This is a genomic window from Streptomyces sp. BR123 (assembly GCF_013401435.1).
Classification (GTDB): domain Bacteria; phylum Actinomycetota; class Actinomycetes; order Streptomycetales; family Streptomycetaceae; genus Streptomyces.
This window is the reverse complement of the sequence record NZ_JACBGN010000208.1, coordinates 1-13,103: the sequence shown is the minus strand read 5'-3', so window position 1 is coordinate 13,103 and position 13,103 is coordinate 1. Positions and strand designations below refer to the sequence as shown.

Sequence of the window (13,103 nt, the reverse complement as noted above, 5' to 3'; positions counted from 1 at the left end):
CCCGTCGGCCGGGCTGCACGGTGTCGCGTCGAGCGCGGGTGCAGGCGGGCAGTCCCGGCTGCGGCGGGCCGGGGGAGGCGGGCGCGTGCCTCCCGCAGGCCTCCGTACAGGAGCGAGTGAGCTCGGCAGTGGTCGCTCCGAGCCGGGACGGCCCTCTCCTCCCGAAGCGGCCACGAAGTGACAACCAACTCAACGTGTGTTCAGGAACTCCCCTTCCGCCTACACGGTCGGGTTCTCGTCCCGGCCCTGCTCGATCTCGGCCGGAGTTCCCTCGGCCTCCAACTCGGAGATCCTTCGGTCCATCCTCTTGTCCTCGGCGTACTTGCGGTACCTGTTCACCCCGTACGCCACCCCCGAGGCCGCTGCGAAGCAGGCCATGTACGTGACCGCCGACTTCTGCCCCTGCGCCCGGTAGAACGCCCTCAAAGCATCGGGGCCCCCGCGTTCTCCTGCTTCCTGAGTAAGCCTCGTCCAGGCGTTGCCCATGCGTCCGTTCCCCTCTCCGAGACAGCCTTCGGCTCCGGCGCCGCTCCGGTTGCTGCTGCGGCGCCCGCCGTCGGCTGGATGCTACTGGTCTCCGGTGCCCGCTGACCGCCACTTCGCACACCTGGGGGGAAGCGGCCGGCGGTCCGCCGGGCGTCGGCCGCTGATCGGGAACCGGCGTCCCCTCAGGACGCGCCGCCAGGCCTTGCCGACCGGCGGCCCGCCGTCTCGACGCTCAATGCGACAGGGCAGTGCGGTCCGTGCAATCCTCATGCACCGGGGCATGTTCCCAGGTCACAGGGGCTGTCATGCAGGGTGCATCGATGCGCCTCGGAAAGCAGCCGGAATCGTCTGCCCCCACCCGGCCGCCCCCGCCATGCTGGTTTCGCGGCCGGCACCCCCGGACAGCCCGCCCCCTCGGCGGTCGATACGTCCAGGCCCTCGTGCCGGTCCGCTTCCCGTCAGCACACCGCCCGAAGGGGGCACCCATGTCCACTGTCCGCAAGACCCTCACGTCCGCCGTTTCGGCCGCCGTCCTCGCCGGGGGTCTGGCCCTCGGCGCCGCCGGCCCGGCGAGCGCGGCCACCTGCCCGTCCTCCGCCTCCCCGGTGATCGACGGGGCGTCGGCCCACTGGACCCTGAGCTGCTCGGGCAACAACGTGACGGTGTCCGGCTGGCTCCAGGACACCCGCGCCGACGGCAAGTGCGCCCTGGTCCGCATCAACGCCGGCAACGGCGAGTACAAGACGAAGTCCGCGTGCGGCTCCGGGGTGCGGGAGCAGTTCTCGTTCACCTTCAAGGGCACGAAGGAGGCGCAGGCACGCCTCGCCATCGCCTGACCGCGCACCCCGCACCACGCGCTGCGCACCGCGGGGCGGGCCGCCCGCCCCGCCCGCCCCCGCGTCACGAACACCACAGACGTCACACACCACAGGACATCCGTGCGCGGCCCGGACGAAGAGCCGTGCGGAAGGAACGAGGGACGCACATGAACAGCACCGGACGCCGCCTGCCCGGCACCGTGATCGCCGGGACCCTGATGACCGCCCTGGCCCTCGCGCCGACCGCCGTCGCACAGGGCCACTCCCGGGCACAGCCGACGCCCGGGGCCGTGGCCACCACCCTGGTCTTCGACAAGAACCAGGACGACCCCACCGACTCGCGGCTCTCCGTTCACAAGGGCGACCGGCTGTTGGCCACCTACCGGGCCGGATCGGGCCTCGGCGTCAAGAACGACTGCGTGCGCGCCGAGGGTTGGATGCCGAACGGCAACTGGAAGATCAAGCTCAAGTCCCGTACGTACAACGGCAAGCTCATCAAGGGCTACGCCGTCTACCTCGAGGACATGAAGTGCTCCAAGGGGACGCTGACGCGTACGGAGATGTTCATCCACTCCGAGATGAACCGCGACGGCAGCCAGGGCAACACGGAGCGCCGCCGCTGGGACGGCGCCGGCGACTACAGGTCCAACGGGTGCGTGAAGCTGCACCCGACCGACATCAAGGAGATGTTCCGGCTCTTGGACCGCCCCGACATCGGCTGGCCGACCCACCTGCGCGTCGTGTCCTGATGAGGGGGCGTCGAGGTCGGCCCGTGTCGGGCCTGGCCTCCCGTCAGCTCACCGCGGCCCCGACGAGCACCACCGTGTGGAACTCCGGCCCGCGGCCGCGGAGGCCATCGGGTCGGGGCCCGCGCAGCCGACCCGCTCGCCTCCGGGACGGCACGCAGGATCTTCTCCCACGCGCCGTCCGCGGACGGTCGGCGATGCCCGTCGTGCATCGCAGCCGCGTTCCGCGCCTAGGAGGCGGTCAGGGCCTCCAGGGCGGGGACCGTTTCGGCAGGGGTCGGCAGGGCGGCGTTCTCCGCTCGGAGGCGGCTGGCGGCCTCGCGCAGGGCCGGGTCGGTGATGAGGCGGGTGAGGAGCCGGGTGTCGACGTCGTCGGAGGCGGACCGCAGGGCGGCACCGGTCGCGGTGAGGGCGTCGGCGTTGGCGAAGTGGTCGGCGCCCTGCGGGAGCAGGAGCTGGGGCAGGCCGGCCTGGAGGGCGGTGAGGAGGGTGCCGGAGCCGCCGTGGTGGATCAGCGCGTCGGAGGCGGTCAGCAGTTCGGCGAGCGGGACCCAGGGCAGCGGGCGGACGTTGTCCGGGAGGGTCCCGAGCGGGGTCAGGTCGGCGTCGCCGACGGCGAGCAGGAACTCGGCGTCCACCGAGGCGGCGGCCTCGATCAGGCGGACGATCGCGTGGACGCCGTCCATCTCCGTGAGCACGGTGCCCAGGGTGACGGCGACGCGCGGGCGGCTGCCGCGCCGGAGCAACTCGGCGGGCACGGTGCCGCCGCCGTTGTAGGGGAGGTAGCGCATCCGCAGGCCGCCCGGGTCGCCGCCGAGCGAGGCGGGGACGATGTTCAGGGCGGTGGGGCGGGCGGGGCCGGCCACCCCGTACGTTTCGTACGCCTCGGTGAAGTTGGCGGCGAGCCGGCCGACCATGTCGAGGCCGGAGGTGACACCGAAGTTCTGGATCACCGACGGGATCTTGAGCTTGGCGGCGACCAGCGGGGCGGAAGCCTGGAAGGAGTCGTAGACCAACAGGTCGGCGCCCCAGCTGTCGGCGGCCTCCAGCAGGCCGTCCACGGTGGGGCGGGAGACGAGCGCGAAACCGTGGGCCGCCCTGTCGAGTATCTCGTCCGTGGTCATGTCGGGGGTGACGTAGCGCACCTCCTCGTCGGTGGCCTGCTCGAACACCTCCCGGACGGTGCGGCCGTCGCCGATCTCCACGATCGGGAAGCCCGCCTCGCGGAGCCGGTCCAGCGGCTGCGAGCCGGCGAACAGCACCTCGTGGCCGGCGGCGCGCAGGGCCTGCGCGGTCGGGATCATCGGGAAGAGGTGGCCGGCTGAAGCCGGTCCGGTGAAGAGTATGCGCACGGTCTCTCCTTGCCCATGGTCTGCCGGTTGAGGACGAGTCGTGCGGGCCCGCCCCCGTTCCCTTTCGTGAACTGACGGGGCGGCACGCTGTGTTCCCTCGGGGACATCGATAATCGGACGTTCCGGTGGGGAAGTTTCCGGGCAGGAGGCTGTGCTCCCGGACGCTCCCGGACGGTCCGAGACGGTGCGAGACGGTGCGAGACGGTCCGGGACGGGGCCCGGGGTCAGTCGTCGACAGCCTGGTAGAGCGTGGTCCAGAAGTCGTGGATGAGTTGCGCCGGGGCCGGTACGGACAGCCCGACCTGGGTGAGCAGGATTCCGGTGAGCTGTGCGTTCGGGTCGGCGTAGGCCGAGGTTCCGGTGCCGCCGTCCCAGCCGAACTGGCCGATCGGCGCGTAGTCGCCGCGGTAGGTGCGCACCGCCATCCCGAAGCCCCAGCCACCCTGCTGCCCCTGGCCGAACGACACGTGGACGCTGTTGCGGGCCAGGGCGGACCGGACGGTTTCCTGCTCGGCCGTGAGGCGGTTGGTGGTCATCAACCGGACGGCGGGCCGGGACAGGATCCGTTCACTCCCGTGCATCCCGTGGTTCAGCAGCATCCGGAAGTAGGCGTGGTAGTCGTCGACGGTGGAGACCACCCCACCGCCACCCGCCTGGAACGCCGGAGGCTCGCTGAACCTTCCGCCGGCCGCCTCGTCCCACACGGTGAACTCCCCGGTCTGCGGGTCGGGCGCGTAGCTGGGCGGCAGCCGGTCGATCTTGTCGGCAGACACGTGGAAGCCGGTGTCCTTCATCCCCAGCGGGTCGAGGACGCGTTCGCGCAGAACCGTCTCGTACGACTGGCCCGTGACCCTCGCGACCAGCACGCCGAGCAGGTCCGAGCCGATGTGGTACTGCCACTGCTCTCCGGGCTGGTGCATCAGCGGGAGCGTGCCCAGGAGGCGCATCCACTCGTCCGGGTCGGGCAGCGGCCCCCCGTGGCCCGTGAGGCCGAGCTCGAAGATCCTGCCCATGATCGGGGTGTTCATCGACGTCAGATCCATTCCGAGCCCGAACGTGCAGGTCAGCACGTCCCGTACGGTGATGGGCCGCCGCGCGGGCACGGTGTCGTCCAGTGGGCCGTCGATCCGCTTCAGCACCTGCCGGTCGGCGAGTTCGGGCAGCCACGGGTCCACCGGGTCGTCCAGGCGCAGCCTGCACTCGTCGAGAAGGACCATCGCCGCCGAGACTCCGAGCGGCTTGGACGTCGAGGCCATCCGGAAGATCGTGTCCCGGCGCATCGGCGCGCCGCCGTCGTGGCGCATCGTCCCGATCGCCTCGACGTGCGTCTCGTCGCCCCGGCTGATCAGCGCGACGAGCCCGGGGATCTTCCCGGAGTCGACGTGCCGTGCGAGCACGTCGCGCCACCTGCGCAGCCCGGCGGTGGAGAAGCCGCTGTTGCCGTGTTCCATCGTGAATCTCCTTGCGCACGCTGTTCGTTCTTCGGAAATCGCTGAACGTCCGCGACGCTACATTGCGTTTACATTTTCGTCAACGTACGGCGACAGGTCAACCGCCTTCATTCCGCGAGAAAAAGGCCCGACATTGCAATGACACTGTCGCCGAACGCAACGACTGATGGCCGCACGCATTGCAATGACCTGGGGCTGAACGCATACTGTGCAGCGAGGCGTGCGGGCGCCGGTCCTCCGCACGGCCCTCGACGGATGACGGATGACGGATGACACGCGGCGACGGCGGACAGCGGACGGCGGAGGGGAGACGAGTACGGATGCCCGGAGGCAGACTCACCCATGAGGACCGTCAGCGCATCGCTGCGGGGCTGGCCGAAGGGCTCGGCTACGCAGAGATCGGCCGACGCCTGGGGCGGCCCGCCTCGACCGTCATGCGGGAGGTCACCCGCAACGGCGGCCCCGACGCCTACGGGGCGGACCGGGCGGAGGAGGCCACGCGGCAGCGTGCGCGCCGGCGCAAGCAGGATCCGCCTCCGGCGGCCCCGCCGGTCCCCGACGGCGGCCGGGTCCGTGACCTCCAAGCGGTCCAGGACCTCACGGAGTCCTTCACCACGCTCCTCGAACAGCAGGGGCTGCCCCGGATGGCATCCAGGGTGCTGGTCTGCCTGTACGTCACCGACTCCGGCGCCCTCACCGCCACCGACCTGGTCCAGCGGCTCCGCGTCAGCCCGGCGTCCGTCTCGCACGCCGTTGCCTTCCTCGAACAGCAGGGAATGCTCAGGCGGGAACGCGCTTCCGGCGGGCGCCGCGAACGCTATGTCATCGACGATGACATCTGGCTCCGGTCCGCCCTTGCGGCGGCGCGGATGAACGACGCCCTGGTGGCCGCATCGCAGCGCGCAGCCGAGGTTCTCGGGGCCGCAACCCCGGCCGGCGCCCGTTTCGGGACCTCCGCCGAGTTCCTGCTCCTCGTGGGCGGGGCCCTCCAGCGGGCCATGGAGCAGTGGCAGCAGAGCCGGCCCGCCCCCCGCGGCACGGGGCAGTAGTCCCGGCATCCCTCATCGGCACCCGTGGTCGGTCGGCTCGGGCTCGGGCAGCGCGGCCGGGACCAGGGCGCGTCAGTGCCGTCGGCCTCCGGCCGCAGCCCGAGCCGGCGGAGCGCGTTCACCGCCGTCATGGCCGTGAACACGGCAGGAGCTCGGCCCGCCCCGGCCATCAGGGTGTGGCGGCGGGCCAGGGAATGTCGGTGGCCACTGCGGCGGTGTAGTCGACGCCCGGCACGGAGAATCCGTACAGGCGCTGGACTTCGGCGTGGAACCAGTCGAGGTCGGCGAGACCGGCGATGGTGTCGGTCGTGGCGGCCTCCCAACGTTCGGCGACGGCCGCCTGGACGTCGTCGGTGAGTTCCCAGGTGTCCAGGCGGATCCGGCCTTCGTCGTCCAGGGCGAGCGGGGCGGCACCGGTGAGCTGGTCCCACAGGGCGGCGAGCTGGTGTACCGGCGGGACCAGGTCCTCTCCGAGGACGCCGCGCAGCAGGCCGGTGTACAGGGCGATGCCGGGGATGGCGGTGGAGGACTGGGTGACGGCGGCGCCGTTGACGGAGGTCACGGCCCGCCCGCCCACCGTCTTGTCGAGCCGCTCGTTCAGGGTGCGGGCGGTGGACTCCAGGTGGGCCTTGGCCGCGCCGATGGTGCCCTGCCGGTAGATCGCCGCTGTCAGCGGCGATCCGATGTACGACAGCGCGGCGGTGGTGAAGCCCTCGCCGAGCAGTCCCCGACCGGCCAGGTGGTCGATCCAGCGTTCCCAGTCCGCACCGCCCATCACGGCCACGGTCTGCTCGACGTCATCGCCTTCGGCCGGCCCGGTCTCGACCTCGCGGACCTCGGGGACGCCCCGGCCGTCGAAGACGAGGGTCTTGGTGCGGTTCGGCCGGCCGATCGGCTTGAGGACGGAGGCGTACGCGGTGCCGGTGTCCGGGTCGGTGCGCCGTGGCGCGGCCACCGAGTAGACCAGGTAGTCCAGCCTGCCGCCGAAACGCTGCTCGATGAGGTCGGCGACCCGGTTCTTCATCGCGTCGCAGAACGCGTCGCCGTTGAGGAAGACCAGGTCCCGCCCGGCGGTACGGGCGATGTCGGCGGTGGCGGCGGTGCGGTACCAGCCGGCCGTGGCGGTGCGCCGTTCGGTGGGGGCCTTCTCGAAGGAGACCATGATGCCGCGGATGCCGGCGCGCTTGAGTCCGGCGACGGTGGCCGCCAGGCCGTATCCGGCCGAGGAGCCGATGACCAGGGCCACCGGGCCGGCGCCTTCCGGGACATCGGCAGGGTCGGGGCATTCCTGCCACATGTCGGCCACCAGCCGCTCGCAGCCCGCCGGGTGGGCATCGAGGAAGAGGAAACCCCGGTTGCGGGGGATGAGAACGCGCTCGCTCACGATTGCAGTCCTTGGGTCGACCGGGCCGAAGACACGGCGACCAGCCGGGCGCCACGCCCTGCAAGTCTGTGATGGGACGGCCCCGGACAGTGGCCCCGCCCGCGACAATGATCATGGTTCGATCTTGGATGTTCCGCGACTTCCGGCAGAGCAGGACGCAGCGCCGGCGGCCGCGGAGGCGGGTTGCGGGGCCTGTTCCGTACCCTGGCGGCATGCGCATGCGCCCCACTCTGCACTGGACCCCTGCCGGGGACCTGCCGCCGGGCACCACGGATCCGGAGCCGGTTGCCGATGCGCTGGGCACCGGTGGTGTGCTGGTGCTCAGCGGGGCGGGCATCTCGACGGAGTCGGGGATCCCCGCCTACCGGGGCGAGGGCGGGAGCCTGAGCCGGCACACCCCGATGACCTACCAGGAGTTCACCACCAGCGCCCGCGCCCGGGACCGGTACTGGGCGCGCAGCCACCTCGGCTGGCGCACCTTCGGCGGTGCCCGGCCCAACGCCGGGCACCGGGCGGTGGCTGCGTTCGGGCGCCACGGCCTGCTGTCGGGTGTCATCACCCAGAACGTCGACGGCCTGCACCAGGCCGCCGGCAGCGAGGGCGTCGTGGAACTTCACGGAAGCCTGGACCGGGTCGTCTGCCTTTCCTGCGGAGCCTTCAGCCCGCGCCGCGAACTGGCCCGGCGGCTGGAGGAGGCCAATGCGGGCTTCGAGCCCGTGGCTGCCGGAATCAACCCGGACGGTGACGCCGACCTCACGACGGAGCAGGTCGGGGACTTCCGCGCGGTGCCCTGCTCGGCCTGCGGCGGCATCCTCAAACCGGATGTGGTGTTCTTCGGCGAAGCGGTTCCGCCGGGGCGGGTCGAACACTGCCGCCGACTGGTCCGTGAGGCGGCTTCGCTGCTGGTCCTGGGCTCCTCACTGACGGTGATGTCCGGGCTCCGGTTCGTCCGCCAGGCAGCGCAGGCGGGGAAGCCGGTGGTGATCGTCAACCGGGACCCGACCCGGGGCGACATGCACGCCCTCACCCGTGTCGCGCTGCCCTTGGGGACGGCCCTCACTGCTGTGGCCGACCGACTGGGCGTCCCGGTCGACGGTGACGGGTGACAGGCGGCGGGTGACAGGCGGCGGGTGACGGGTGACGGCCAGGCGTGGCCTGAGTGAGGCCGTGGCGGTGCGTGGCCTGAGTGAGGCCGTGGCGGTCCTGGCCTCACCGGCTCTCGGACCGGTGACGCGGACGCGCGTCAGGCCCCCGCCCGCACCGCGGCCGTGGCCTCGGCCTGCCGCGGCCGCGGCCTGCCGCCCGGTGGCCTGCGTGCAGCGGCCCGTGATGACCACCGGGATCGCGAAGCCGCACGGTCTTCATGTCGTCGCTCCTCCCGCCGGGGGTCGGCGGCCTGCCCCGGTGTCCAAGTGACCCGGCGAGCCGATGCCTGCGGTGCTCCCGCCGTCAGGTGTAGGTGTACGGCACGGGGGATGTGGCCGTGGCTCCGGTGGAGGTCGTCGCGACCACGGCCACGGGGCCGGGGGTGGCCGTCGGCGGTGTGACCGTCTGGACCTTGATGGCGGACATGACCTTGAACGAGAGAGCCGGAACGCCGCCGTAGGTGACGCCGATGACCTGGGACAGGAAGGTGCCGTTGAGGTTCACGACGCGGCTCCCGGTGCGCGGCCCGGAGGTCGGGCTGATGCTGGTGATGGTAGGGGTGCCGATGTAGGTGTAGGCGAGGCTGTTGGAGACGCCGCCCTTGCTGACCATGTAGACGGGAACGGTGCGGGCGAGGGCCGACGGTGGGACGGTCACGGTGAGCTCTGTGTCCGACAGGACGGTGGCGGGTGCGTCGACGGTGCCGAACCGTACGGTCTTGACCCCGACGAACCGTTGTCCGGTGAGGGTGACGGTGTTTCCGCCGTTCATCGATCCGGAGGCGGCCGAGATCTGGTTCACGACGGGCAGCCGGCGGTAGTAGTAGTGGCCGACGATCGCCGTTCCGCCGCTGGCGGTCACGGTGACCGGCACGGCTGATCGGATGCCGGAGGGCGCGGTGACGGTCAGGGTGGTGTCGCTGACCACGGTGAAGTCCTTGGCCAGCCGGGTCCCGAAGCGGACGGCGGTCGTCCCGAGGAAACCGCGGCCTTTGATGGTCACTGTCGTTCCGCCGCCGCGGGGGCCGGTGTTGGGGGAGATGGCGGCCGGCCTTCGCAGGACACGGACCGTGTTGGCGCCGTGGTCGGCGACGTACAGGTATCCGCTGTCCGGTGTGGTTGCGACCTGGTGGGGTCCGGTGAATCCGGGGATCGTTTCGCTGATGCTGTTGCTGCTGGGGTTGATCACCGTCAGCGAGCCCGCGCCGGTCATGGACGCGTAGACGAGTGTTCCGTCCGGGGAGGCGGTCAGGTAGGAGGGGTTGCTCGCGACGGTGATGGTGTCGGTGACGGTGTGGGTGGCCGTGCTGATGACGCTCACCTTGCGGGCACCGGAGTTCGCCACGTACACGCGGGTCCCGTCGGGTGTGGCGGCCATGCCCAGGGGGGCGTTGAAGCCGGTCAGGGTGGTCGCGACGGTGTTGCTCAGCGTGTTGATCACGCTCACGGTGGTGCCGGTGGAGTTGCTGACGTAGGCCCGCAGCCCGTCGGGGCGGACGGTGATGGCCTGGGGGCCGTTTCCCACGGCGATGGTGCCGGTGACGGTGTGGGTGGCCGTGTCGATGACACTGACGGTGTTGGCGCCGGAGTTCGCCACGTAGACGCGGGTCCCGTCGGGGGTGACGGCCAGCCCGCGCGGAGCGTTGAGGCCGCCGATGGTGGTGACGAGGGTGTCGGTGGCCGTGCTGACGACGGCGACGGTCCCCGAGCCGGGCAGGGTCACGTAGAGGTTCTGGCCGTCGGGGGTGACCGCTGCGGCCCACGGGCCGGCCCCCACGGCGATGGTGGCGGCGACGGTGCCCGCGGCGGTGTCGATCACGCTCAGGGTGTTGCCGCCCGAGTTGGTCACGTAGGCGCGCAACCCGTCGGGCCGCATGGCGACGGAGTGGGGTGCCGGCCCCACCGGGATCGTGTCGGCGTCGGCCACCAGGGGCAGGGCGGCGGACGGGAAACTTCCGGACTTCTCGTCCTCTGGCGGGGCTTGACCGACTGGCATTGCCGACTCCTCTCGACCGGACTCCCGAATTCGACGAGTATCAGAGCGAGTTGAGGATTTCAGCCCTGCAGTCCCATAACCTGGCGCCCGTGACTTTCAGGAGTCGATTCCACGCGTTCCCCGAATCGTCCCACCCGCCGCGACCCTGCACAATTGGTCAACCGGAGCGCTCGGGCGCACATGTGACCAGCGGGAAGTAAATACATCTTGTAATATTCACCACTCACTGCATCATATGCACCCTACTCCATCCGTGGAATGCCTGCTTCAGTTTTTATACGAAGGACGCCCTGCGCGAGGACCCGACCACGCTGAAATGGCGCCGGCATCACGGGCCATTCGTGTTCCGCAAGCAGGGCCGCCTTCCCGCAGAAGCAGACACCAGCGCGAAGGAGAAGCCCCATGGTCACTCTGAACCCGAACCAGGGACCCACCTCGGGTGGTAACCAGGTGGTCATCACCGGGACTGGCTTCACGGGCGCCACCAGCGTGAAGTTCGGCACCAAGTCGGCCACCTTCACCGTCGACAGCGCCACCCAGATCACCGCTGTGGCACCCTCGAACAACGCCGCGGTCCAGGTCACCGTCACCACGCCGGGCGGAACGACACTGCCGGTCTGGTACTACTACATCACGCCCCCGACCAAATCGAGCCTCAGCGAGACCGTGGGACCGCTCGGCGGCATCCCGGTCACCCTCACGGGTTCGAGCCTGCAGACCGCCACATCGATGTCCTTCGGCTCCAACACGGCCGTTCCCACCGTGGTCAACGACACCACGCTGGACGTCCAGGTGCCGGCCGTGGCCACCCCCCAGACCGTCCCGGTCAGCGTGACGACCAGGGGCGGCACCACCAACGGGCTCACGTTCACCTACGTGGCCGCCCCGACGGTGACCAGCATGGACCCCACCGCCGGACCGGACTACGGCGGCACGGCCTCCACCATCACCGGCACCAACCTCAGCGACGTCGTGGACATCTCGTACGGCCCCGACTCGACCGCCTACAACATCATCGACGACACCACCATCGTCGCCTACTCCCCGGGCGGCACCGGCACGGTCACCGTCACCGTCACCAGCGCGGGCGGCAGCGACTCCTCGCAGTCGTTCACCTACACCGTCACCCCCGGCTGAGCCTGACCGAGAGCGCACGGAACTCTCGAGCCCACCTGCGGAACCGGGGCGCACGGACCCGGTTCCGCACACGCCTGTTCGGCGGTGTACCTCCAGCGCCGCGGTGCAGCAGCGCGGCCGTCTCCTGCCGATGAGGGAAGCGCGTCAGCGGCCCGTGCTCGCGATCGCGGTCAGGCCTTGGTGGGTTGCGCCGTAGACGCGGTCGCCGTGCGCCCAGAGGGCCACCGAGGCGGCGCCGATGGTGGCTCCGCTGCCGCCGAACTCGTGGCTCCAGCGGGCCAGTCCGGTGTCCGCGTCCAGGGCCCACACCCTGCCCTGGAGCCACAGGTACACGGTGTCCTGCGTGCACTGGACGGCAACGGCGCCCAGACCGGCCATGGGCAGGGTTCCCGCCCAGCGGACCGTGCCGCCGCGGGTCTCGAAGGCCTGGACGACGACGTGGCCCACGTGGTCGGGGGCGACGGCGTAGACGGTGCGGCCGTCGGGGCCCGCCACCGCGGTGTGGAAGACGGTCTTTCCCGGCGAGGTCCACGCCACCTGCCCGTTGGCGGCGTCGACGGCGTACAGGTGGTCGGACAGGTGGAGGAACCGGCCGTCGGCGGACGAGTGCGGCCCGTCGTGCCAGGACGGGACGAACCCGGCGGCGTAGGAGGTGGGCAGGCCGGTGGAGGGGCCGCCCGGGGTCGGCTGCTCCCACAGGGTCTTCCCGCCGTCCGCGGCGGCCAGGGCGGACATCCGCGGAACGCTTCCGTCGGGGTTGGCCATCAGCCAGAGCAGGCGGCTGCCGGACGAGGGCACCCTGAGCTTGCTCTGCCCGCCGGAGCGGTCGTCGACGGAGGTCTCCCAGCGGATCGCGCGTGCGGCCGGATCCACGGCCCAGACGAAGGCCTTCGACGCCGTGGCGCCCCCCGTGGCGCCCTTCAGCGCATCCGCGAGGTTTCCGTAGGGGAGGGTGGAGCCGGTGACGTAGACCAGGCCGTCGAGCATGCCGGGGATCCACGCCCACCGGATCCAGAGGTCCGGCTTGCCGACGCGCCACGCCTCCTTGCCGGTGGCGAGGTCCAGGGCGCGCAGGACCCGGCCCTGGTGGGCGCCGCCCGCGCGGGACACGACGAAGACCAGGCCCCCGCCGACGGCGGCGGGGTCGCCGCTGAGGTACGCGCCGGACGGATCCGACCCGTTGGGCACCGGTTCCCACAGCGGTTCGCCCGCGAGGTCGAAAGCCCGGACGTGGGTGGAGGTGACGGCGACGACCGCGTTCCCCTCGCCGGTCACCTGGGTCACCGGTCCCCCCGTCTGCGCCGTCCACAGCGGCCTGGCGACGGTGTCGGTGGCGAGGGGGCGCGCCGGGTCCGTCAGGGCGGCCGACCTGCCGCCTCCGCCCCGGCCGCCGGAGCCGCGCAGCGCCCGGACCGCCACGGCGCCGCCGGCGGCGGCCAGCACGAGTCCCCCGCCGGCCAGCCCGAGCAGCACCTTCCGCCGGCCGGGGCGCGCCTGCCCGGCCGGCGGCTGCCCGCCCGATCCGTCCCCCGCCGGCTG

11 protein-coding genes are annotated in these 13,103 nt (G+C 71.6%); 5 read left to right on the top strand and 6 right to left on the bottom strand.

Going from position 1 to position 13,103, the window contains the following annotated elements; translation table 11 throughout:
- Positions 1-219: 219 nt before the first annotated feature.
- Complete coding sequence (locus tag HYE82_RS26215) at positions 220-426, bottom strand: hypothetical protein (RefSeq protein ID WP_179176628.1); 207 nt, start codon at positions 424-426, stop codon at positions 220-222.
- Positions 427-971: 545 nt separating this feature from the next.
- Here HYE82_RS26215 and HYE82_RS26210 point away from each other — a divergent pair.
- Both HYE82_RS26210 and HYE82_RS26205 read left to right on the top strand, forming a co-directional pair.
- Entirely contained in the window at positions 972-1,322 is a 351-nt protein-coding gene (locus HYE82_RS26210) for a hypothetical protein (RefSeq protein ID WP_179176627.1), read from the top strand.
- Positions 1,323-1,471: 149 nt separating this feature from the next.
- A complete protein-coding gene (locus HYE82_RS26205; RefSeq protein ID WP_179176626.1) occupies positions 1,472-2,053 on the top strand; it encodes a L,D-transpeptidase family protein in 582 nt (193 codons plus the stop codon).
- Positions 2,054-2,280: 227 nt separating this feature from the next.
- Here HYE82_RS26205 and HYE82_RS39380 read toward each other — a convergent pair whose 3' ends face one another.
- Both HYE82_RS39380 and HYE82_RS26195 read right to left on the bottom strand, forming a co-directional pair.
- Positions 2,281-3,402 carry a nucleotide disphospho-sugar-binding domain-containing protein gene (locus HYE82_RS39380; protein WP_179176625.1) on the bottom strand — a complete coding sequence of 374 codons (1,122 nt, stop codon included), beginning with the start codon at positions 3,400-3,402 and terminating at the stop codon, positions 2,281-2,283.
- 224 nt (positions 3,403-3,626) lie between these two features.
- On the bottom strand, positions 3,627-4,853 hold the full coding sequence (locus tag HYE82_RS26195) for a serine hydrolase (RefSeq protein WP_179176624.1): 1,227 nt from the start codon (positions 4,851-4,853) through the stop codon (positions 3,627-3,629).
- A 320-nt stretch (positions 4,854-5,173) separates the two neighbouring features.
- On the opposite strand from HYE82_RS26195, the gene HYE82_RS26190 reads away from it, so the two are divergent.
- Positions 5,174-5,902, top strand: a complete 729-nt coding sequence (locus tag HYE82_RS26190) for a helix-turn-helix domain-containing protein (protein ID WP_179176623.1) — start codon at positions 5,174-5,176, stop codon at positions 5,900-5,902.
- 169 nt (positions 5,903-6,071) lie between these two features.
- Here HYE82_RS26190 and fabV read toward each other — a convergent pair whose 3' ends face one another.
- A complete protein-coding gene (fabV, locus tag HYE82_RS26185; RefSeq protein WP_179176622.1) occupies positions 6,072-7,286 on the bottom strand; it encodes an enoyl-[acyl-carrier-protein] reductase FabV in 1,215 nt (404 codons plus the stop codon).
- A 212-nt stretch (positions 7,287-7,498) separates the two neighbouring features.
- Between fabV and HYE82_RS26180 the strand changes: the two genes are divergently transcribed.
- Positions 7,499-8,392, top strand: a complete 894-nt coding sequence (locus tag HYE82_RS26180) for an NAD-dependent protein deacetylase (protein ID WP_179176621.1) — start codon at positions 7,499-7,501, stop codon at positions 8,390-8,392.
- Between the two features lie 343 nt (positions 8,393-8,735).
- On the opposite strand, the gene HYE82_RS26175 is transcribed toward HYE82_RS26180, so the two are convergent.
- Positions 8,736-10,427: an IPT/TIG domain-containing protein gene (locus HYE82_RS26175; protein WP_179176620.1), complete on the bottom strand. Its 1,692-nt coding sequence runs from the start codon at positions 10,425-10,427 to the stop codon at positions 8,736-8,738.
- A 402-nt stretch (positions 10,428-10,829) separates the two neighbouring features.
- On the opposite strand from HYE82_RS26175, the gene HYE82_RS26170 reads away from it, so the two are divergent.
- Positions 10,830-11,564: an IPT/TIG domain-containing protein gene (locus tag HYE82_RS26170; protein WP_179176619.1), complete on the top strand. Its 735-nt coding sequence runs from the start codon at positions 10,830-10,832 to the stop codon at positions 11,562-11,564.
- 144 nt (positions 11,565-11,708) lie between these two features.
- Here the strand turns inward: HYE82_RS26170 and HYE82_RS26165 are convergent.
- The coding region (locus tag HYE82_RS26165) for a PQQ-binding-like beta-propeller repeat protein (protein ID WP_179176618.1) at positions 11,709-13,103 on the bottom strand (1,395 nt) is incomplete at its 5' end.